Origin of the sequence: Acerihabitans arboris (assembly GCF_010131535.1) — a bacterium.
Taxonomy (GTDB): Bacteria; Pseudomonadota; Gammaproteobacteria; order Enterobacterales; family Enterobacteriaceae; genus Acerihabitans; species Acerihabitans arboris.
Genome location: NZ_WUBS01000012.1, coordinates 174,543 through 194,900, shown reverse-complemented (window position 1 = coordinate 194,900; position 20,358 = coordinate 174,543). Strand labels below are relative to the sequence as shown.

The following is a 20,358-nucleotide window of genomic DNA, read 5'->3' as shown; positions in this document are numbered from 1 at the left end:
GCGTGGTGCCCAGCGCCACGCTTTTTTCGCTGACGGTATGTGGCGTCGGTTAATCTACCACCCCGAAGTTAATTATGCCCTGCGGCAAACCATCGTATTGTGCCTGCCGGCGGCGGTCGGGCTGTTATTCGGCAGCCTGCAGGACGGTCTGCTGTTTTCGTTAGTTCCCGCCTGCTGCAATATCGCCGGCCTCGACACGCTGCATAAACGGTTTTTTAAACGCCTGGCGGTCGGCGGCCTGCTGTTCGCCCTCAGCAGCGTGTTGATCCAGGTGCTGTTGACCGTACCGGTGCCGCTGCCCTTTATTATGTTCGGCCTGGCGCTGCTGTTCGGCATCGCCGGCGAAATCAGCCCGTTGCACGGTCGTCTGCTGCCGGCCGCGCTTATCGCCGCCATTTTTACCCTTGGCCTGGCCGGCAATGTGCCGCCCGCCGTTCCGCCGCTGCTGTATATCGCCGGCACCGCCTGGTACGGATTGTTTAACGCCCTGTGGTTCCGGCTGTGGAAGGAACAGCCGATGCGCGAATCGCTAAGCCTGCTGTACCGGGAACTGGCGGATTATATCGAGGCGAAATACAGCCTGCTGACGCAGCACACCGACCCGGAAACCGCCCTGCCGCCGCTGTTTGCCCGCCAGCAAACGGTAATCGATCTGATTGCGCAGGTTTACCAGCAGTTGCATATGCTTTCGGCCAACAACCAGTTGCAGTACAAACGCCTGCTGCGCGCCTTCCAGGTGGCGCTGGATTTGCAGGAGCATATTGCCGTCAGTTTGCACCAGCCGGACGAGGTGCAGAAGCTGGTGGAACAAAGCCACGCCGAGGCGGTCATCCGCTATAACGCCCTGATGATTGCCGCGCGGCTGCGGGTGCTGGCGGATGATATCCTCTATCACCGGCAGCCGGGGCGCTTTACCATGGCTACCGCGCTCTCGGCGCTGGAAAAAATTGCCCAGCGTCATCCGGAGAATCCGGTCGGCCACTTTTGCTATTACCATTTCAGCCGCATCGCCAGGCTGCTGCGCACCCAGCGCCCGCTTTACCGCCGCGACCTGATGGCCGACAACCAGCAGCGACTGTCGTTCTGGCATGCGCTGGTCAGCTATTGTTCCTTTAAATCCATGGCGCTGCGCAACGCGGCCAGGCTGGGCATTATGCTGGCCATCGGCAGCAGCCTGGGACTGGTGCTGGATTTACCCAAGCCTTACTGGATTTTGATGACGGTGATGTTTGTCAGCCAGAACGGCTACAACGCCACCCGGGTGCGTATCCAGCACCGGGCCTTGGGCACATTGGCCGGGCTGGCGATTGCCGCCGGCACGCTACAGCTGAGGCTGGGCGACGGCACGGTATTGCTGTGCATGCTGGCGCTGACGCTGGCGTCCTATCTGGTGTTGCGTAAAAATTATGGCCTGGCGATGACCGGCATGACGGTGACCGCGGTGTATACGCTGCAGTTGCTGTCGCTGAACGGCGCGCACTTCCTGGTGCCCCGACTGGTGGATACGCTGATCGGCTGTATGCTGGCATTTGGCGGCATGCTGTGGCTGTGGCCGCAGTGGCAAAGCGGTCTGCTGCGTAAAAATGCCCATCTGGCGCTGGAGCGGGATCAGGAGGCGCTGCGGCTACTGCTGCAACCGAAACCCGAGCCAGCGGCGCTGGCCTATGCGCGCATGAAGGTTAACCAGGGGCATAACGCGTTGTTTACCTCGTTAAGCCAGGCGATGCGGGAACCGGCGTTTAACTCGCGCTACCTGACAGATATGCGTTTGTGGGTGACGCACAGTCAGTTTATCGTCGAGCATATCAACGCCATGACTATCCTGGCGCGGGATCATTACATGCTAACGCCGACGCTGGCGCGGGATTACCTGGCCTCTTGCGAAGTGGCTTTGCAGCGCTGCCAACAGCGGTTGGAATATGACGGACCAAGCTCCGACAGCCCGGTGATGGACTCCGCCGGCGAAACGCCGGAGCTGCCCGGCACCCTGATGGAGCGCCATCTGCGGCGTATATTATTCCATCTGGGAGTCATGCATACCATTTCGTCGGTGGCCTGGCGCCAGCGGCCGCAGCACGGCCGCTGGCTGTCGCGTCGGTTAAGCGATTAGGGTTTGGCGGCGATCACCTGCGCCACCGCCTGTTCAAACCGGGCCATGCCTTGGTCGATATCCTCGAATTCCACCACCAGCGACGGCGCGAAACGCACCACGTCCGGACCGGCGTTCAGGATCATCAGGCCATGTTCGGCGCTGGCATGCAAGAACTCCCGCGCCCGGCCGTGGAAACGCGGCTGCAGTTCGGCGCCTATCAGCAGGCCCATGCCGCGCACCTCGGTGAATACCTGGTATTTGTCGTTAATCGCCTGAAGCGCGCTGACATAACGTTCGTGCCGTTCGTTGATGCCCGCCAGTACCGCCGGCTGGTTGATCACATCCAGCGCCGCCTCGGCCACCGCGCAAGCCAGCGGATTACCGCCATAGGTGGTGCCGTGGGTACCCACCTTCATCACCGAGGCGATGTCCTCGGTGGTCAGCATGGCGCTTACCGGGAAGCCCCCGCCGAGCGCCTTGGCGGTGGTCAGGATGTCGGGTAAGACGCCGTAGTGCATGTAGGTGAACAGCTTGCCGGTGCGCCCCATGCCGCACTGGACTTCGTCCATTACCAGCAGCGCCTGGTGCTGGTCGCACAGATCGCGCAGGCCTTGCAGGAATTCCGGCGTGGCCGGCGTAATACCGCCCTCGCCCTGGATCGGCTCCACCACGACGGCGCAGGTATGATCGTCCATTACCGCCTTGACCGCCGCCAGATCGTTAAAAGGCACATGGACGATATCCGCCGGTTTCGGCCCGAAGCCATCGGAGTATTTCGGCTGCCCGCCCACCGTTACGGTAAACAGCGTGCGGCCGTGAAACGCGTTATGAAAGGCGATAATCTTGGTTTTATACGGGCTGTGGCGGGTAATGGCGTAATGACGCGCCAGTTTAAAGGCCGCTTCATTGGCCTCGCCGCCTGAATTGGCGAAAAACACCCGATCGGCAAAGGTGGCGTTAATCAGCTTGCGCGCCAGGCGCAGTGCCGGCTCGTTGGTAAACACGTTGCTGGTATGCCACAGGGTCTCGCCCTGCTGCTTCAGCGCCGCGACCAGCGCCGGGTGACAATGCCCCAGCGCGGTGACGGCAATGCCGCCGGAGAAATCGATATACTCTTTACCGTCCTGGTCCCATACCCGACTGCCCTTGCCCCTGACCGGGATAAACTGCGCCGGTGCATAAACCGGCAGAATAACCTGATCAAAGGTTTCCCGCGTTACTGCGCTATTATCTGTTTTCATGTGTAATTACTCGGTCCGTAACAAGAGAAGAAGTGATTTTATAATCATAAAATATGCATAAAAAATCACATCAATGCAACCTTTTATCACTGCTAACCTGAAAAAAAATGCCGGAGCCAGCGGCCTTGCCGGTTGAGTGTATATCAACTGGCCGCCCGGTTAATACTTGAGAAAGTTGGCCAGCAGTTGGTGGCCCTGCTCGCTGAGCACGCTTTCAGGATGAAACTGTACACCTTCAAGGGGCAAGGTTCGATGACGGATGCCCATGATTTCATCGTAGGCTCCGTCGCGCAGGCTCCAGGCGGTCACCTCCAGGCAATCCGGCACGCTGGCGCGCTCAACCACCAGCGAATGATAGCGGGTGACGGTCAACGGCACGTCCAGGCCGGCAAAAACGCCCCGTCCGTCATGGGTAATGGCGGAGGTTTTGCCGTGCATCACCTGTGCCGCGCGCACGATACGCGCGCCGCAGGCCTGCGCTATCGCCTGATGGCCAAGGCATACGCCCAGGATCGGTATTTTACCGGCAAAATGATGGATGGCCGCCAGCGAAATGCCCGCGTCGTCAGGGGTGCCGGGGCCGGGGGAGATCACCAGCCGATCGGGGGCCATGCGCTCGATATCCGCCAGCTGCAACCGGTCGTGACGCCATACCTCTACCTGCGCGCCCAGCTCGCAGAAATATTGATACAGGTTGTAGGTAAAGGAGTCATAGTTATCGATAAGCAGCAACATCGCCGATATATCCCACTGATTAATGAATTTTTGTTAAATAACAGGACTCATGAAATCCAATAAGTACCCTTTATGCGCTATAGCGCGGCGCGGGGATATTTTCCTTTGCCTGGACAGGTCGTTTAAACCTGTGTGATATTTACCGGATACCCGCTAACAGCGGTAACGTCCATAGTGTCACACCGTCAGGGATAAAAAAACCAACCCATGCCTCGTATTAAGCCGCTGAAAATACTGCTGCCTTACCTATGGCCCAGGGATAACCCGAAGCTACGTTATTATCTGGTGGTGGCGCTGCTGTTTATGATCGTGGCCAAGGTCAGCACATCGCTGGTGCCGCTGGCCTATAAATCCATGGTCGATAAGCTTGGCGGCGGCCAGGCGCAGATGCTGGCGGTCCCCGTCGGCCTGATCCTGATCTACGGCCTGGCGCGGGTCTGCGCGTCGTTATTTGATGAGCTGCGCAACGTGATGTTTATCTATGTCAGCCAAAACGCCACGCGGCGGCTGGGCCTGCGGGTTTTCCGCCAGCTGCACGCGCTGAGCCTGCGTTTCCACCTGGAGCGCCGCACCGGCGGGCTGTCCCTGTCCATTGAACGGGGCACCCAGGCGGTATCGACGGTGCTGTCGCGCGTGCTGTTCTCCATCGTGCCGATTTTATTCGAAATCAGCCTGGTGGCCGTCATTATGTGGCGGCTGTTGAACGTCTGGTTTGCGGTGGCGATCGTGGCGACCGTCGGCGCCTATATCCTGTTCACCATTACGGCGGTGGGCTGGCGCACCCGTTTCCGGCGTGAATTGAACCAGGCCAACGCCGACGCCAATAATAAATCGCTCGACAGCCTGCTCAATTACGAGACCGTGAAATACTTCGGCAACGAAGAATTCGAAGCCCAGCGCTTTGACAGCTCACGCCGGCTATATGAACATGCGGCGATAAAAAACCAGATCAGCTTTACGGTGCTGAGCATCGGCCAGACGGCGGTGATTTCCATAGGGCTGGTGGTGATGATGGCCATGGCGGCGCGGGGGATTACCCAGGGCGCCATGACCATGGGCGACTTCGTACTGGTTAACGCCTACCTGTTGCAGCTCTACCAGCCGCTGAATTTTTTTGGCTTTATCTATTCGGAAATCCGCCAGGCGCTGATTGATATGGATAATATGTTCGACCTGCTGTCGCTTGCGAGAGAGGTGGAAGATCGTCCCGGCGCCACGACGCTGCGCGTTGCCCATGGGGAAGTGAGCTTTGAGGGCGTGGGTTTTGGGTATGACGCGCGCCGTCCGATACTGGATAATATCAGTTTCACTATCCCGGCGGGCAAGACCGTGGCGGTGGTGGGCGCGTCGGGCGCCGGCAAATCCACGCTCTCAAGGCTGCTGTTTCGTTTTTATGACGTCAGCGAAGGCGTGATAACCGTCGACGGTCAGGATATCCGCGGCGTCTCCCAGGAGAGTTTGCACCGGGCCATCGGCATCGTGCCGCAGGATACCGTGCTGTTTAACGATACCCTGCGTTACAATATCGGTTACGGCAACACCGCCGCCACTGATGAAGACATCGAGCGGGCCGCCCGGTTGGCGCATATTCATGATTTTATCAAGAGCCTGCCCGACGGCTACGAGACCCGCGTCGGCGAACGGGGACTAAAACTTTCCGGCGGTGAAAAGCAGCGGGTGGCCATCGCCCGCACGGTGCTGAAAAACCCCGCCATCCTGGTGTACGACGAAGCCACCAGCGCCCTGGATACCCAGACCGAACGCGAGATCCAGGCGCATTTAAGCGAAGTGAGCCGCGACCACACTACCCTTATCATCGCCCATCGGCTGTCCACCATCGTTGACGCCGACCAAATTATCGTACTGGAGGACGGGGCCATTGCCGAACGCGGCCGCCATGGTGAACTGCTGGCGCAAGACGGACGCTACGCGGCGATGTGGCGGCATCAGCGCCGCGAGGAACAAACGGTTGACTAAGGCGCGCCGGACGCCGCATGGACGGTGCTATTAACACCGGTTCGACGCCGGCATGGCGGGTTAATACCGGCTGAAACAGAAAACGGTATAAAGCACCGTTGGCTATACGTTACATCGGCAAAGGCGTAGGCTAAGATTTAAGCCTTGGCCAGCCCCAGGCTGTTTTGATCCGGGCGCCGCCGCGTTTTATTCAGGTGGATCTCCCGGACGCCACCATAACGCACGGAGGTAACGCCGTCATGAGCGCAAAAACCGTTAAAATCCCCGGCCCCGATCATCCGATAGCCATTGAGCCAAACCCGGCGCGCATCCTGGTGTCCGTCGCCGGCCGTACCGTCGCCGACACCGACAGGTCGCTGACCCTGCGCGAGGCGGATTATCCTCCGGTGCATTATATCCCGCGCGCCGATGTGGATATGTCACTTCTACAAAAGACCGACCATGCCACCTACTGTCCGTATAAGGGCGATTGCGCGTATTACAGCATTACCCCCGGCGGGCCGCGCTCGGTCAACGCCGTTTGGAGCTATGAGTCGCCTTATGAGTCCGTCGCCGCCATCAAGGATTATGTGGCGTTTTATCCCGATCGCGTCGACGGCATCGAAGTGCGTTCCGCGCGTTAAGCCGCCGGGCCGCGGGCGCTTACTCCGGCTCGGAAGCTTCGCCGACCGCGCGGGCAAAAAGCGCGGCCAGGGGATCGGGGTCGCCGAAGGCGCCGGCCTGGTTGGCGGCAAGCCATTCCTCCCGCCCGACGGGTTGCCAGCTCACATCGTAACCCGCATGGATAATCAGCTGCTCAAAGAAGATCCGCTGCGCCCGTCCATTGCCTTCACGGAATGGGTGCAGCATGTTGATATCGGCATAATATTGCGCCAGGCGCGGCACAATCTCGTCCAGGGTCAGCCCGCGCAGATAGTCTTCGTCCTCTAACCGCTGCATAACCGCGTTGCCCTCCTTTTCCAGGTAGGCAAAATGACAATAACGGGTCTCGTTTTGATAAATATCCACCGTGCGCAGTTGCCCGGCCCAGGCATAAAGATCCTGGAACAGCTGGCGATGAATAGCGCATAACCACGGCAGCCCCATATTGGGCGTGCCCAGCTCCAGGGTGGCGGCGCGCAGGCCGGTCAGGGCCAGTTCAGCCTCGCGTAATCCGGCGGACTCATGAATATTCAGCTTATTGGCCAATACCGGGATGCCGGGGTAAAGATAGGGATCGCGTCCATCGCCGAATTTATCGTTCATAGTGTCTCCTGAGCTCGCCTATGCGCTGCAAGGCCTCTTGCGCCGTCAGGGTAACCGGTTCGATGGTAAAACCTTCCAGACGGTTGCTGGCCCGGAAATTTTCATTCCGGCGTTGCTGGAATAACCGCGCCTTTTGTTTTTCAGTCATTTTTTTCATGTCATGCCTCCTGGCTGCGACCTTGAGGTAATAACATGAAGTATAACCGGCATTCGCGGGTTCGCAGGGGAAGCGGGGCGGGATTGGCGAGAGACGGGAAGAGTCCGTCGAAGAAAGGCCGCGACGGACTTTCCCGTCCAGCGGGCGGCGGGATGTGACCGCACCCGTGGTTGATAACTGATATTACCGCGCCGTTTCCTGTTACTTCACGATCTTGGCGGACAGGATAGTCACCGGCTTCACCGGCACATTCTGGTAAGGCCCAACGTTCTTGGTCGGCACCTGGGCAATTTTATCGGCCACGTCCATGCCATTGACCACTTTACCGAATACCGCATAGCCGAAATCACGCTGGCCGTGATCGAGAAACGCATTATCGGCAACGTTAATAAAGAACTGGCTGGTGGCGCTGTCTTTATCGTTGGTGCGCGCCATGGCCACGGTGCCGCGCAGGTTGCGCAGGCCGTTATCCGCTTCGTTTTTTATCGGCGCCTGGGTGGTTTTTTGCGTCAGATCCTGGTTAAAACCGCCGCCCTGGACCATAAAACCGGGGATGACGCGATGGAAGATAGTGTTGTTGTAAAAGCCGTTGTTCACATAATCGACAAAGTTTTTCACCGCTACCGGCGCTTTTTGATTATCCAGCTCCAGCTCAATATTCCCCGCCGAAGTGGTCAGCAGTACATGGGTGTCCTGCGCGGCGGCAAATAGCGGGCAGGCGGCGGCCAGGGATAAAACCAGCGCGGCGGTGGCCAGGTTTCGTTTCAGCATGAGGGGTTCCTTTTTTAAAACATGGGCAACAGGAAGGGCTTTGATTCTAAAGAGCGGACCGCGCTTACGCTACCCATTTACCTTTTTTTACGTAACAGGTTTTATATCAGGCGCGCGGACACCGCTGATATTGACGAAAAGGTTAGCCATTGCTTAAACGGATTTTGCAAAAATCGCTGAAAAGTCCCGGCATGATGACTTTTATGTCCACGGCATAAATCACCATGATAGTATTTGTCCCCTACCGGTACTGTTCGGCAACATTCATGCCGGCGGGCGGCGCGCCCGTCGCGCATGACATTTTAAACAGGCAATTATGAATAACAAAAATCGACTGCTGCTAACGTGGATTAGTTTTTTTTCGTATGGATTGACCGGCGCATTAGTGATTGTCACCGGCGTGGTATTAAACGATATCGCCGACTATTTCCAGGCGCCGGTTTCGGCGATGAGCACCACCTTCACCTTTTTGAACGCCGGTATTTTACTGGCGATATTCCTCAATGCCTGGCTGATGGAGATCATCCCGCTTAGACGTCAGCTGATATTCGGCTTTGTGCTGATGGTGTTGGCGATCGCCGGCCTGATGAGCGGGCATACCCTGGCGCTGTTTTCGCTGTCGATGTTTGTGCTGGGTGTGGTGAGCGGCATTACCATGTCGATCGGCACCTATTTGATCGCCTATCTCTACGAAGGGCGCCAACGGGGTTCGCGCCTGCTGTTTACCGACTCGTTTTTCAGTATGGCCGGGGCGACATTCTCTATTCTGGCCGGGGTGCTGCTGGCGCGGCTTATTCCCTGGTATTGGGTTTACGCCTGCATCGGCCTGCTGTATGTGGCCATTTTTATCCTGACGTTACTATCTGAATTCCCGGTATTGGGCAAGAAGGCCGCGGGGGATCCGCTGGCGGCGCCGGCGGCAGGGGAAAAATGGGGCATAGGGGTGCTGCTGCTGTCGGCCGCCGCGCTGTGTTATATCCTGGGACAACTGGGTTTTATTTCCTGGGTGCCCGAATACGCTACCCATAGCTTCGGCATGAATATTAAACAGGCCGGCGGCCTGGTGGGCAATTTCTGGACCGCGTATATGGTCGGCATGTGGGTGTTCAGCGCCATACTGCGCCATGTGGATTTACAGCGTATCGTCACGCTGCTGGCCGCCCTGTCCGCGGTCATCATGTATCTGTTCATCGCCTCCGACCAGGCCGCGCACCTGCATTATTATCTCTTCGGGCTGGGTTTTATTTCCAGCGCCATTTATACCACCATCATCACCCTGGGCTCGCAGCAGACCCGGCTAACCTCGCCCAAACTGGTAAACACCATTCTTACCTGCGGCACCATCGGCACCATGCTGACGTTTGTGGTCACCGGCCCTATCGTGGCGCACCTTGGCGTTAAAGCCGCGCTCAGCACCGCCAATGCGCTGTATTTGGCGGTATTTGTGCTGTGCCTGTCGCTGGGTTTTGTCACCCGCCACCGGTTGCACGGCCACGCGGCCAGATAACCCGTTGCCAGCGGCGGGTGGCAACGGGTTATCCAGCATGCGGTACAATCCCGCGTCGGCTAGCGGGCCAGCAGGGGATAAAGCGTCAACACCAGCGTCGCGGCCATCAGGCGATTGAACACCAGCAGCCGCTGCGGCTGGCCGAGCCGATTTTTCAGCATGCTGCCGAAGGCTGCCCAGGCGCTGACGCAGGGGGCGTTTATCAGGGTAAATACCAGGGCGATAAGCGCGACGTCCCTGAAATGGTGCTGCGCCGGCGCATAGACGGTAACCGACCCGACGGCCATCAGCCAGGTCTTGGGATTGAGCCACTGGAACACAACCGCGCCCCAGTATCCCAACGGCGCGGCCGAGGCGCGTATGGCGCCCGAAGGCGCCACGGCGTTAGCGATACGCCAGGCGAGATAGATCAGGTAACAGGCGCCGGTCAACCGAACCAGCGGAAACAACATGGGGTAGAGCTGGAATATCCGCTCCAGCCCCAGTCCAATGGCCAGGATCATCAGGCAAAGCCCGCAGCTGACGCCGAGAATATGCGGTAAAGTGCGGTAAAATCCAAAATTCACCCCTGAACTGGCCAACATGCTGTTGTTCGGTCCGGGGGTGATGGAAGTAACAAAAGCGTACAGGCAAAAGGCGCTAAGCTCGGCAATGGTCATGGTGCGTTCAATCCTTTTGATATCAATCCTTAGGGATAAGTCTTATTTTTTCTTGTCATAAAGCTCCACTTCACTGCGGGAAAGCCCGATATCCTTCAACTGATCGTCGCTCAGGGCGCTGAGGATCAGGCGGTTGCGCCGGCGCAGATGCCAGCTTTTGAACCGGCCATATAAGGCCGCCAGGGGATTTTGGCCGGCGATGGCCCGCCCCGGTTCGAAAGTCAAGGGAAGTGTCTGGCAGGTTTTTAAGGTATTTTTCATGATGTTCCTCCTCGTCGGTTGATGGAACTATCATGCAACTGTATGCTGATACCGTACAGATTCAGAAATCAGGTATTTTTACCATACAATTAATAATTTTCCGCGCTGTCATGCCCAGATTTTTCTCAATCTGTATTGCTTTTAACTTTGAAGTATTCATCTGTATGAGGCCACCATGACGCGTTATGACAACCTGGCCAGTATCATCGGCGATCGTATTGAACAAGGCTTATATACCTGCGGCCAGCGGCTGCCCTCGGTGCGGGCGTTAAGCCTGGAGCACGAGGTGAGCATCAGCACCGTCCAGCAGGCGTACCGGGTGTTGGAAGAGCGGCGATTAATCGAGGCGCGGCCGAAGTCGGGATATTTTGTCAGCCAGCACCACGAGCCGGCGGCGCTGCCGGCCATGTGCCGTCCGGCGCAACGTCCGGTAGATATTTCCCAGTGGGATCTGGTACTTAAGCTGCTGCGCGCCGATCCGGTGGACGGGATGGTGCATTTAGGGCCGGGCATGCCGGATATCAGTTCACCCACGCTCCGGCCGCTGAACAAGGAGTTAAGCCGTATCGCCCTGCATCCGGACCTGCGCGGCATGACCTATGGCGATATCAGCGGCGCCCCGGCGCTGCGCGAGCAGATAGCGCGCCTGCTGGTGGACAGCGGCTGCCTGGCGCTGCCCGAAGACATCATGATTACCACCGGTTGTCATGAAGCGCTGTCGATTGCCATACACGCCCTGTGCCAGGCCGGTGACATCGTGGCGGTCGATTCGCCGAGCTTCCATGGCGTGACCCAGACTCTGAAGGCCTTCGGCATCAAGGCGCTGGAAATCCCCACCGACCCGGTGACCGGCATCAGCCTGGAAGCGCTGGAGCTGGCGCTGGAGCAGTGGCCGATCAAGGCCATCCAGGTGACGCCCAACTGCAATAACCCGCTGGGCTACATCATGCCGGATGCGCATAAGCACGCGCTGCTGTGCCTGGCGGCGCGCTACGACACGCCGATCATCGAGGATGATGTCTACGGCGACCTGGCCTACCGCTATCCCCGTCCGCATACCATCAAGTCCTTTGACGACGACGGCCGGGTACTGCTGTGCAGTTCATTTTCCAAAACCCTGGCGCCGGGGCTGCGCGTGGGCTGGATCGTGCCCGGCCGTTATATGGAAAAAGTAATTCATATGAAGTATATCGGCACCGGCGCCACCGCGTTGCAGCCGCAGTTGGCGGTGGCCGAGTTTGTGCGCCAGGGGCATTACCAGAAGCATTTGCGGCGCATGCGCGCCCGCTACCAGCTTAACTGCGACATCATGACCGACTGGGTCAAAAGCTATTTTCCGCCGGAAACCCGCGTCAGCCGTCCGCAGGGCGGATTTTTGATGTGGATTGAGCTGCCGGATCGCTTTGACTCCCTGCGGCTTAACCGCCAGCTGGAAAAAATGGCGATACAGATAGCCGTGGGGCCGATTTTTTCCGCCTCCGGCAAATACCGCCACTGTCTTCGCCTCACCTACGCCACCCAATTGACCGATGAAATCGAGGCGGCGGTAAAAAAAATTGGCGAGACAATTAAGCGGCAGCTGGCCGAAGTGGCGACCTGAGCCGGCGCCTGGGTTGCCGAAAGTGTTAGCGCATAAAATCGACCGTTTCATCCCCCCCGGCAAGAAACAGCGTCGATCGTGACGGCACGGTTTGCGCAATCACCCCGCCCCGGCGGATGACGTAGCGTGGCGCGGTTTGCCTGCGTACCGCGTCAAAGCCGTCTTCCGCCGGCAGGATCACCAGGTTGGCGCTGTTGCCCTCGGTAATGCCGTAGTCGTCAAGATGCAGGGTCCTGGCGCTGTTATGGGTAATCAGCTCCAGGCCCCGGTTGATTTGCTCGTAGCCCATCAATTGGCAGATATGCAGGCCCATATGCAGCACCTGCAGCATATTGCCGGTGCCGAGCGGATACCAGGGATCAAACACATCGTCATGGCCGAAACAGACGTTGATGCCCGCCGCCATCAGTTCCTCGACCCGCGTCACCCCACGCCGCTTGGGGTAATCGTCGAAACGCCCCTGCAAATGGATATTGACCAGCGGATTGGCGACAAAGTTAATGCCGGATAGCTTAAGCAGCCGGAACAAGCGGGCGGTATAGGCGCCGTTATAGGAATGCATCGCCGTGGTATGGCTGGCGGTCACCCGCCCGCCCATCCCGTCACGGTGGGCCAGCGCCGCGACCGTTTCCACGAAGCGCGATTGTTCATCGTCGATTTCGTCGCAGTGCACGTCCACCAGCCTGTCATATTTCAGCGCCAGGGCGAAGGCCTTATGCAACGACTCCACCCCATATTCCCGGGTAAACTCGAAATGCGGGATTGCCCCCACCACATCGGCGCCCAGGCGCAGCGCCTCCTCCAGCAGCTCCTCGCCGCGCGGATAGGACAGAATGCCTTCCTGCGGAAACGCCACCAGTTGCAAATCCACCCAGGGCGCCACCTCGCGTTTAACCTCCAGCATGGCGTTAAGCGCCGTCAGCGTGGGATCGGAGACATCGATATGGGTGCGCACATGCTGGATGCCGTTGGCGATTTGCCACTTAAGCGTTTGCCAGGCGCGCTGCTTGACATCCTCGTGGGTCAGCCGCGCTTTGCGCTCGGCCCAGCGCTCAATGCCCTCGAACAGCGTGCCGGATTGGTTCCAGCGCGGCTCGCCGGCGGTCTGGGTGGTATCGAGGTGGATGTGCGGCTCGACAAAGGGTGGGATGGCCAGCCCGCCCCCTGCGTCCAGGGTGCCCGGAGCGTCCGGCGGCGTTTCCGGCCCCGGGCCGGCGTTCACCGACCCGAAACGGCCCTGGTCGATGGTAATGTGCCATAGGCCTTCCCGCTGCGGCAGGCGGGCGTTGATGATGTGTTGCAATTGGAATTCTGGCACGGTTCACCTCGTTACACGGCGGGACGCGGGAGTTATCAGGCAAGCTTAGCGCACCCGGCGGGCAAATGCCCCGCGGGTTGATAGCCTGGCGTCGATTTAAGCGGACCTGGAGATCAACGTGTCGGCGGCGGGTAAATGTGCCGTGCTCAACGCCTGCCGCCAACATGCCCTATCAGGAGATGAGTCTGCTTGTGCGGGCCGGGATCGGCGGCCCAGCGGGGAACGTTTAAGGATGGGCAACAAAACCCACCGCCTGGTAAACCTGTTGCAGGGTTTTCTGCGCGCGCGCGCTCGCCTTGGCCGCGCCGTCGCGCATAATCTGGTTGAGCAGCGCATCATTGGCGCGGAAATGGCGATAACGCTCCTGCAGGTCGGTGAGCATGCCGGACACGGCATCCGCCACCGCGCCCTTCAGGTGGCCGTACATCTGGCCCTCGAACTCCTGCTCGAGCGCCACGATGGACTTGCCGGTGACGCCGGCGAGGATATCGAGCAGATTCGACACCCCGGGTTTGGCGACCGGATCGTAGCGCACCACCGGCGGCTCTTCCGAGTCGGTCAGGGCGCGTTTGAGTTTTTTCGCCGCCGATTTCGGGTCTTCCAGCAGGGTAATGACGTTATTACGGTTGTCGTCCGACTTGGACATCTTTTTGCTCGGGTCGAGCAGCGACATCACGCGGGCGCCGGATTTGGGTATAAACGGCTCTGGCAGCGTAAAAATCGGGCCATAGAGGGCGTTAAAACGCTGGACGATATCGCGGCTTAATTCCAGATGCTGCTTCTGGTCTTCGCCCACCGGCACCTGGTTGGTCTGGTAAAGCAGGATATCCGCCGCCATCAGCACCGGGTAATCGAACAGGCCGGCGTTGATGTTATCGGCATAGCGCGCCGATTTATCCTTGAACTGGGTCATGCGGCTCAGTTCGCCAAAATAGGTATAGCAGTTCAGCAACCAGCCCAGCTGGGTGTGTTCCGGCACATGGGACTGGACGAAGATGGTACTTTTTTCCGGGTCGATGCCGCAGGCCAGGTACATCGCCAGCAGGTCCAGGGTGGCGTTGCGTAACTTTTGCGCGTCCTGGCGCGCGGTAATGGCATGCAGGTCGACGATGCAATAAATGCAGTCGTAATCATCCTGCATGGTAACCCACTGACGCAGCGCACCCATATAGTTGCCGATGGTCAATTCGCCGGAAGGCTGCGCGCCGCTGAATACGATGGGTTTACTCATTTTACGCTTCCTGATTATCTGAAGATGACATCCCAAGAATGGGCAGAAGATCGGCAAAACGGTCCAGGACATAATCCGGATGGCTCGTTTCAATCGTTTCACCGTAATTGTAACCGTAGGTCATGCCGACACAGGGACAGCCCGCGGCTTTGGCCGCCATAATATCATTGCGCGAATCGCCGACAAACAGCAGTTCGTTAACGTAGAGTCCCAATTTGCCCAATACCAGGTAAATGGGCGCCGGATGCGGTTTTTTCGCCGCCACGTCGTCGCCGCCGATGATCAGGCTGAAATACGCGTCGATACCCAGCGACGCCAGGAGAGGCGCGACAAACGGCGTGGGTTTGTTGGTCACCACCGCCATGGGCAGGCCGCGAGCGGCCAGCAGGGCCAGCGTCTCTTTTACCTGCGGGAACAGCCGGCTGCCCTGCTCGACCGTTTGGGCGTAAAACTGGTCGAACAGCGCGCGGGTCTCGCGGCATAGGGACGCTTCCGGCGAGGCACCGGCCCAGGCCAGGGCGCGCTCCACCAGGATGTCGGCGCCGTTGCCGATCCAGGTGGAGATGCGTTCCTGGCCGGCCTGGGGCAGCCCCTGGGCCGCCAGGGCCTGGTCGAGCGCGCGGCTCAGGCCGGGCGCGGTGTCGGTGAGGGTGCCGTCGAGATCGAAGGCGAGACTGCGGATGTTTGTCAGATCGCTCATGGCTATTTCATCCGCCCGGTGCTGTTGCCGGGTCCGGGGCTGCCGGCCTCCAGCTCGCGGCGCATGGCCTGGATAATGGACCGGTAGTCGGGATGGCCGAAAATCGCCGAACCGGCGACAAACATATCCGCCCCGGCGGCGGCAATGGCGCCAATATTGTCGACCTTCACGCCGCCGTCCACTTCCAGGCGGATATCGCGACCGCTATCATCGATAAGCTTGCGCACCCGGCGCAGTTTGTCGAGCGTGCCGGGAATAAACGACTGGCCGCCGAAGCCGGGGTTGACCGACATCAGCAGGATAATATCGAGCTGATCCATCACATAATCCAGGTAGCCGAGCGGCGTGGCCGGGTTAAGCACCAGGCCGGCCTTGCAGCCGTGGGATTTGATCAGCTGCAGCGAGCGGTGGACGTGTTCGGAGGCTTCGGGATGAAAGGTGATATAGCTGGCGCCGGCGGCGGCAAAGTCGGGGATAATGCGATCGACCGGCCTGACCATCAGATGCACGTCGATTGGGGCGGTGATGCCATAGTCGCGCAGGGCCTTGAGGACCATCGGCCCCATGGTAAGGTTGGGGACGTAGTGGTTATCCATTACATCGAAGTGAACCACGTCACCTCCGGCGGCCAGTACCCGGGCGGTATCTTCGCCCAGGCGGGCAAAATCCGCCGAGAGGATGGATGGGGCGATTAAAAAGTTTTTCATCCGCATCTCCAGTCATTAATGGTCAGTCAATGGCGCCGTGGCGATCCGCATAATCATATAACGCCAGCAGTTCGTTCACTTTACTGCGGCCCAGGATATTGCGGCTGATGGTGCGCCGGCCTTTCACCACATGCAGCACCGCGTCGCAATACCACTCCCGGGTCAATAAGGTGTCGTGATTTGAAATCAACACCGGCACCTGCTCCTCGCTGGCCAGCCGGTAGGCTAAGCGCGCCAGGTTTTGCTGCTCAAGGTTGTTGAAGCTGTTGGTATGGTAAGCCGTAAAGTTGGCCGTGGTCGACAACGGCACATACGGCGGGTCGCAATACACCACCGAACCCTGCGTCGCCTTCATCAGGGTCTGCTGGTAATGTTCACAGACAAAAATAGCCTGCTGGGATTTTTCAGCAAACCAGTTCAGCTCGTTTTCCGGGAAATAGGGTTTTTTGTAGCGACCGAATGGAACGTTGAACTCGCCGCTCAGGTTATAACGACACAGGCCGTTATAACAATGGCGATTGAGATAAAGAAACAATACGGCCCGCCGATAAGCATCTGTACAGAGGTTAAATTCGCTGCGCAGCAGATAATAGACCTGCGACGTATTGGCCTCGGCATCGAAAAGCTGGCGGGCGTGGCCGATGAATTCACTGGTACGCTCTTTGACGATGTTGTACAGATTGATGAGATCGCTATTGATATCAGCAAGAATGTACTTCTCGTAGTCGGTGTTCAAAAACACCGACCCCGCGCCGACAAAGGGCTCGATCAGGCAATCCCCCGCCGGTAAATGGCGGCGGATATCTTCTATTAGCGGATATTTGCCGCCAGCCCATTTCAAAAACGCGCGGTTCTTCTTCATGCCGTCGATTGTTACTCACACACTCTCAGAAGCCGCGGATTGTACTCTGTTTAGGAACGCACATCAGCGTTAAATTCAGGAACTTATTTATTCTGGTCCTGTTTAACCTGGCCAATTTCCCTGGCCCACGGTTTTTTGGCCTGAATATCGGCCGGTAATTGCGCAACCGCGCTTTTGGCCTGGGCCGATGACGGGTAAAGACCGCTCACCAGTACATACCAGGGCTTACCGTCACGGCGGGTTTCATACACCCAATATTGTCCCAACTGCTGCTTCTTGGCGTAAGCGTTGAGCGTAGCGGCCTGCGAAGCGCTGCTGATCTGCACGGTATAATACCCTGACGGGGCTGTTTGGATTGAACCACCGGCTGCTGTGGCGGGCGCGGCGGCGGCAGCCGGGGCGCGCTGGACGGTGGCGCCAGGCGCACGGGCGCTGGGCTCAATCACCATGGTATGACGGCCGGCGGTGGCCGCGGGCTGCGCAGCGGCGACCGCCGGCGCATGTTGGACGGCGGCGGGCGCTTTGGCGTTATGCGTCGGCGCGGCGTTTTTAGCGCTCGGCACCATGGCGGTCTGTTTCGGCGCTTTACGCGCGGCAGCCTCGGGCTTGCCCGCCTTATGGGCGGGTGCCCTGGCGGCCGGGGCCACCGTGGCCGGGGCGGTCGGCAGCGTCGAGGACTGCTGGTCGCTGTTCATCTGCTGGGCCATGCCGTTCACCCGATCCCCTTGCTGCGACAGCGCGTCGGCCATATTGCCCGGCAGGTCGATGCGATGCTGCGGATTACCGTCGGCGACAGGCGGCGCCTGGGTCGGCGTGGAAGCCACCGGCGGCGCGGTCAGGGTTTGCGGCGGCTGCGCGGTGCCATTGCTGCCGTTAACAGTGCCGTTGCCGCCGTTAACTGTGGCTGGGGCGCTGCCGTTGGCCGTGCTGCCCGGGCTGTTGACATCCGGATTGGCGTTATCCGGCACGGGCGTGACGTCATTAGTGGCCGGGGCGTTCGACGTGCCGGGCAGCGCAATGCTCTTTTCCGCCACGTTCGGGTTTTGCTGGTTGGCGTCCATCTGGGTGGGCGCCTTTAACGCCGAACCGATGGCGATCACCAGGAGCAGCAACACCAGTATGCCGATGCCAATCATCAGATGCTGTTTGGACATTGCCACTTTGGGAACTGAAGGACCTTTCCGTTGACGGGGCGGGCGGCGATCGCTGCTATCGGGTCTCAGTTCGTCTTCCGACTTGAACTCATCCATCTAAAACTCTCCAACCGAGAGATAATTTCCACGCGTCCCGAAGGACGGGTGAAGGGTTAATGCGATTAAATCAAACTCACTCCCCCTATCCCGCTGGCGGGATAGGGGGAACGGCCCTGACTCAAGCCTGGCAATCGGCGATTGATGCCAATACGATATCATTTGCTACACCGGTACGTACTTCCGCCTGGCCTATGGAGCGCGGCAGCACTAACCGTAACTGACCGGAAACCACTTTTTTATCGCGCATCATATGCGGCAGGTAATCCGCCGGGGCCATTTCTTTCGGCCCGGTCACCGGCAGGCCCGCGCGGGCCAGCAGCACCTGCACGCGACGGATGTCGTCCATGCCGAGCTGTCCCAGACGACGGGCGGTATGCGCCGCCATCATGATACCGGCCGACACGGCCTCGCCGTGCAGCCAGTTGCCGTAGCCCATATGGGTTTCAATGGCATGTCCATAAGTATGGCCCAAATTCAGCAAAGCCCGCTGGCCGTTTTCAAATTCGTCGGCGGCCACCACCGCGGCTTTCAGTTCGCAGCAGCGTCGCAGGCAATAAGAGAGCGCGTCGGGATCAAGCGCCAGCAGTTCGTCAAGATGGTCTTCCAGCCAGGTAAAAAAAGCGCCGTCCAGGATAATGCCGTATTTGATCACTTCGGCAAGTCCGGAGGACAATTCGCGCGGCGGCAGGGTCTTGAGGCAATCGAGATCGATAACGACGGATGCCGGCTGGTAAAACGCGCCGATCATGTTTTTGCCGAGTGGATGGTTAACCGCCGTTTTGCCCCCCACCGACGAGTCGACCTGCGAAAGCAGCGTGGTGGGAACCTGGATAAAACGCACGCCACGTTGGTAGCTGGCGGCGGCAAAGCCGGTCATATCACCGATGACGCCACCGCCGAGGGCGATAAGCGTGGTATCCCGGCCATGGGGTTTTTTCAACAGCGCCGTAAATACCTGATCCAAGACGGCCAGGGATTTGTACTGCTCGCCGTCGGGCAGGATCACCTGGTCGACGATTACCCCGGCGCGCTCAAGAACCGTGTGGATGGAATGCAGATAAAGCGGCGCCAGCGTTTCGTTGGTCACCACCATCACGTGATCGCCGCCTTTAAGCGGCAAGAAAGAAGCCGGGTCGTTGAATAACCCGGCTGCTATCGTAATCGGGTAGCTGCGCTCCCCTAATGTTACCGTAATCCTCTCCATGGGGTGCTTAAGACCTTTTCGGCATCTCGTTACACACTAAATCAGTTGCTTTCCAGCATATTGATAATCTGGTTGGCAACAACCTTAGCACTTTGTTCGTCGGTACGAATGGTGACATCCGCAATTTCTTCATACAAAGGATTGCGCTCCCGGGCCAGCGCTTCCAATACTTCGCGCGGCGGGGCTTCAACCTGTAGCAAGGGTCGTTTTTTATCGCGCTGGGTTCTGGCCAGCTGTTTTTCAATGGTGGTTTCAAGATAAACGACCACACCACGGGCAGAAAGGCGGTTACGTGTTTCACGTGATTTCACTGAACCACCACCTGTAGCCAATACGATCCCTTGTTTCTCGGTAAGCTCGTTAATGACTTTTTCTTCACGATCGCGGAATCCATCTTCGCCTTCCACGTCGAATACCCAGCCTACATCAGCTCCGGTGCGCCGCTCAATCTCTTGATCAGAATCGAAAAACTCCATATTAAGTTGTTGAGCCAACTGACGCCCAATAGTGCTTTTGCCGGCACCCATAGGCCCAACCAGAAAGATATTGCGTTTCTCTGCCATGTTTTTCGGTATTACTAAGATTATTCGTTAATGACAACCCGCCCCGCCAATCAAATCAGCGGCGGGACCTAAACTGAAACCTCATGAGCGATAGTGCGAGAATCAGACGAAAAATTATCTCAACACTCGGGGTAGTTTGGCAACCGATTAAATCGATGCTCACACCGCAAGGAGGAATTCCGATATCTCTATCGTAATTACAGGTGACGCAAAAACAGCGATGCTCAATGGGTTACCCTTGTAAGCGAAATTGCGCACAGCGTCAAATCGAACGC

General features: G+C 58.6%; 20 protein-coding genes. 5 read left to right on the top strand and 15 right to left on the bottom strand.

Annotated features, from left to right (window positions below; genetic code table 11):
• Window positions 1-37 precede the first annotated feature (37 nt).
• A complete protein-coding gene (locus GRH90_RS17330; protein WP_162367209.1) occupies window positions 38-2,110 on the top strand; it encodes a YccS/YhfK family putative transporter in 2,073 nt (690 codons plus the stop codon).
• Here the strand turns inward: GRH90_RS17330 and argD are convergent.
• Window positions 2,107-3,333, bottom strand: a complete 1,227-nt coding sequence (gene argD, locus GRH90_RS17325) for a bifunctional acetylornithine/succinyldiaminopimelate transaminase (RefSeq protein WP_162367208.1) — start codon at window positions 3,331-3,333, stop codon at window positions 2,107-2,109. The two genes, GRH90_RS17330 and argD, sit on opposite strands and share 4 nt — an antisense overlap.
• A gap of 159 nt (window positions 3,334-3,492) precedes the next feature.
• Entirely contained in the window at window positions 3,493-4,068 is a 576-nt protein-coding gene (locus tag GRH90_RS17320) for an aminodeoxychorismate synthase component II (protein WP_162367207.1), read from the bottom strand.
• Window positions 4,069-4,275: 207 nt separating this feature from the next.
• On the opposite strand from GRH90_RS17320, the gene GRH90_RS17315 reads away from it, so the two are divergent.
• Together GRH90_RS17315 and GRH90_RS17310 are read left to right on the top strand one after the other, a co-directional pair.
• Entirely contained in the window at window positions 4,276-6,045 is a 1,770-nt protein-coding gene (locus tag GRH90_RS17315; protein WP_162367206.1) for an ABCB family ABC transporter ATP-binding protein/permease, read from the top strand.
• Between the two features lie 239 nt (window positions 6,046-6,284).
• Entirely contained in the window at window positions 6,285-6,668 is a 384-nt protein-coding gene (locus tag GRH90_RS17310) for a DUF427 domain-containing protein (protein WP_162367205.1), read from the top strand.
• A 19-nt stretch (window positions 6,669-6,687) separates the two neighbouring features.
• Here GRH90_RS17310 and GRH90_RS17305 read toward each other — a convergent pair whose 3' ends face one another.
• From GRH90_RS17305 to ppiA, 3 genes are all read right to left on the bottom strand, one after another.
• Window positions 6,688-7,290 (bottom strand): putative adenosine monophosphate-protein transferase Fic, encoded by a 603-nt coding sequence (locus GRH90_RS17305; RefSeq protein ID WP_162367204.1) that lies wholly within the window; start codon window positions 7,288-7,290, stop codon window positions 6,688-6,690.
• Window positions 7,280-7,447 carry a FicA/YhfG family antitoxin gene (ficA, locus tag GRH90_RS17300; protein ID WP_162367203.1) on the bottom strand — a complete coding sequence of 56 codons (168 nt, stop codon included), beginning with the start codon at window positions 7,445-7,447 and terminating at the stop codon, window positions 7,280-7,282. The genes GRH90_RS17305 and ficA overlap by 11 nt, the downstream gene beginning before the upstream one ends.
• A gap of 201 nt (window positions 7,448-7,648) precedes the next feature.
• The gene (gene ppiA / locus GRH90_RS17295) at window positions 7,649-8,218 is read right to left on the bottom strand and encodes a peptidylprolyl isomerase A (protein WP_162367202.1); all 570 of its coding nucleotides are present in this window, start codon (window positions 8,216-8,218) and stop codon (window positions 7,649-7,651) included.
• 316 nt (window positions 8,219-8,534) lie between these two features.
• Here ppiA and tsgA point away from each other — a divergent pair, with 316 nt between their 5' ends.
• Entirely contained in the window at window positions 8,535-9,725 is a 1,191-nt protein-coding gene (gene tsgA / locus GRH90_RS17290) for an MFS transporter TsgA (protein WP_162367201.1), read from the top strand.
• A 59-nt stretch (window positions 9,726-9,784) separates the two neighbouring features.
• On the opposite strand, the gene GRH90_RS17285 is transcribed toward tsgA, so the two are convergent.
• Together GRH90_RS17285 and GRH90_RS17280 are read right to left on the bottom strand one after the other, a co-directional pair.
• Entirely contained in the window at window positions 9,785-10,384 is a 600-nt protein-coding gene (locus GRH90_RS17285; RefSeq protein ID WP_162367200.1) for a LysE family translocator, read from the bottom strand.
• Between the two features lie 42 nt (window positions 10,385-10,426).
• Entirely contained in the window at window positions 10,427-10,645 is a 219-nt protein-coding gene (locus tag GRH90_RS17280; RefSeq protein ID WP_162367199.1) for a DUF1127 domain-containing protein, read from the bottom strand.
• A 175-nt stretch (window positions 10,646-10,820) separates the two neighbouring features.
• Here GRH90_RS17280 and GRH90_RS17275 point away from each other — a divergent pair, with 175 nt between their 5' ends.
• Complete coding sequence (locus GRH90_RS17275; protein WP_162367198.1) at window positions 10,821-12,245, top strand: aminotransferase-like domain-containing protein; 1,425 nt, start codon at window positions 10,821-10,823, stop codon at window positions 12,243-12,245.
• A 25-nt stretch (window positions 12,246-12,270) separates the two neighbouring features.
• On the opposite strand, the gene GRH90_RS17270 is transcribed toward GRH90_RS17275, so the two are convergent.
• The 8 genes from GRH90_RS17270 to aroK form a co-directional block, all read right to left on the bottom strand.
• A complete protein-coding gene (locus GRH90_RS17270) occupies window positions 12,271-13,548 on the bottom strand; it encodes a cytosine deaminase (protein ID WP_162367234.1) in 1,278 nt (425 codons plus the stop codon).
• 241 nt (window positions 13,549-13,789) lie between these two features.
• The gene (gene trpS, locus GRH90_RS17265) at window positions 13,790-14,794 is read right to left on the bottom strand and encodes a tryptophan--tRNA ligase (RefSeq protein ID WP_162367197.1); all 1,005 of its coding nucleotides are present in this window, start codon (window positions 14,792-14,794) and stop codon (window positions 13,790-13,792) included.
• A gap of 1 nt (window position 14,795) precedes the next feature.
• Entirely contained in the window at window positions 14,796-15,494 is a 699-nt protein-coding gene (locus tag GRH90_RS17260) for a phosphoglycolate phosphatase (RefSeq protein WP_162367196.1), read from the bottom strand.
• A gap of 2 nt (window positions 15,495-15,496) precedes the next feature.
• A complete protein-coding gene (rpe, locus tag GRH90_RS17255) occupies window positions 15,497-16,201 on the bottom strand; it encodes a ribulose-phosphate 3-epimerase (protein ID WP_162367195.1) in 705 nt (234 codons plus the stop codon).
• 22 nt (window positions 16,202-16,223) lie between these two features.
• Window positions 16,224-17,063, bottom strand: a complete 840-nt coding sequence (dam, locus tag GRH90_RS17250) for an adenine-specific DNA-methyltransferase (RefSeq protein WP_162367194.1) — start codon at window positions 17,061-17,063, stop codon at window positions 16,224-16,226.
• Window positions 17,064-17,146: 83 nt separating this feature from the next.
• Window positions 17,147-18,313 (bottom strand): SPOR domain-containing protein, encoded by a 1,167-nt coding sequence (locus GRH90_RS17245; protein WP_162367193.1) that lies wholly within the window; start codon window positions 18,311-18,313, stop codon window positions 17,147-17,149.
• A 121-nt stretch (window positions 18,314-18,434) separates the two neighbouring features.
• Window positions 18,435-19,520, bottom strand: coding sequence for a 3-dehydroquinate synthase (gene aroB / locus GRH90_RS17240; RefSeq protein ID WP_162367192.1), 1,086 nt, complete (start codon window positions 19,518-19,520; stop codon window positions 18,435-18,437).
• Window positions 19,521-19,561: 41 nt separating this feature from the next.
• A complete protein-coding gene (gene aroK / locus GRH90_RS17235; RefSeq protein WP_131866394.1) occupies window positions 19,562-20,083 on the bottom strand; it encodes a shikimate kinase AroK in 522 nt (173 codons plus the stop codon).
• Window positions 20,084-20,358 lie beyond the last annotated feature (275 nt).

Bases quoted from the DNA above. Each gene is read 5' to 3' on its own strand.
- GRH90_RS17330 (WP_162367209.1), top strand. From the start codon at position 38: ATGTGGCGTCGGTTAATCTACCACCCCGAAGTTAATTATGCCCTGCGG.
- argD (WP_162367208.1), bottom strand. From the start codon at position 3,333: ATGAAAACAGATAATAGCGCAGTAACGCGGGAAACCTTTGATCAGGTT.
- GRH90_RS17320 (WP_162367207.1), bottom strand. From the start codon at position 4,068: ATGTTGCTGCTTATCGATAACTATGACTCCTTTACCTACAACCTGTAT.
- GRH90_RS17315 (WP_162367206.1), top strand. From the start codon at position 4,276: ATGCCTCGTATTAAGCCGCTGAAAATACTGCTGCCTTACCTATGGCCC.
- GRH90_RS17310 (WP_162367205.1), top strand. From the start codon at position 6,285: ATGAGCGCAAAAACCGTTAAAATCCCCGGCCCCGATCATCCGATAGCC.
- GRH90_RS17305 (WP_162367204.1), bottom strand. From the start codon at position 7,290: ATGAACGATAAATTCGGCGATGGACGCGATCCCTATCTTTACCCCGGC.
- ficA (WP_162367203.1), bottom strand. From the start codon at position 7,447: ATGAAAAAAATGACTGAAAAACAAAAGGCGCGGTTATTCCAGCAACGC.
- ppiA (WP_162367202.1), bottom strand. From the start codon at position 8,218: ATGCTGAAACGAAACCTGGCCACCGCCGCGCTGGTTTTATCCCTGGCC.
- tsgA (WP_162367201.1), top strand. From the start codon at position 8,535: ATGAATAACAAAAATCGACTGCTGCTAACGTGGATTAGTTTTTTTTCG.
- GRH90_RS17285 (WP_162367200.1), bottom strand. From the start codon at position 10,384: ATGACCATTGCCGAGCTTAGCGCCTTTTGCCTGTACGCTTTTGTTACT.
- GRH90_RS17280 (WP_162367199.1), bottom strand. From the start codon at position 10,645: ATGAAAAATACCTTAAAAACCTGCCAGACACTTCCCTTGACTTTCGAA.
- GRH90_RS17275 (WP_162367198.1), top strand. From the start codon at position 10,821: ATGACGCGTTATGACAACCTGGCCAGTATCATCGGCGATCGTATTGAA.
- trpS (WP_162367197.1), bottom strand. From the start codon at position 14,794: ATGAGTAAACCCATCGTATTCAGCGGCGCGCAGCCTTCCGGCGAATTG.
- GRH90_RS17260 (WP_162367196.1), bottom strand. From the start codon at position 15,494: ATGAGCGATCTGACAAACATCCGCAGTCTCGCCTTCGATCTCGACGGC.
- rpe (WP_162367195.1), bottom strand. From the start codon at position 16,201: ATGAAAAACTTTTTAATCGCCCCATCCATCCTCTCGGCGGATTTTGCC.
- dam (WP_162367194.1), bottom strand. From the start codon at position 17,063: ATGAAGAAGAACCGCGCGTTTTTGAAATGGGCTGGCGGCAAATATCCG.
- GRH90_RS17245 (WP_162367193.1), bottom strand. From the start codon at position 18,313: ATGGATGAGTTCAAGTCGGAAGACGAACTGAGACCCGATAGCAGCGAT.
- aroB (WP_162367192.1), bottom strand. From the start codon at position 19,520: ATGGAGAGGATTACGGTAACATTAGGGGAGCGCAGCTACCCGATTACG.
- aroK (WP_131866394.1), bottom strand. From the start codon at position 20,083: ATGGCAGAGAAACGCAATATCTTTCTGGTTGGGCCTATGGGTGCCGGC.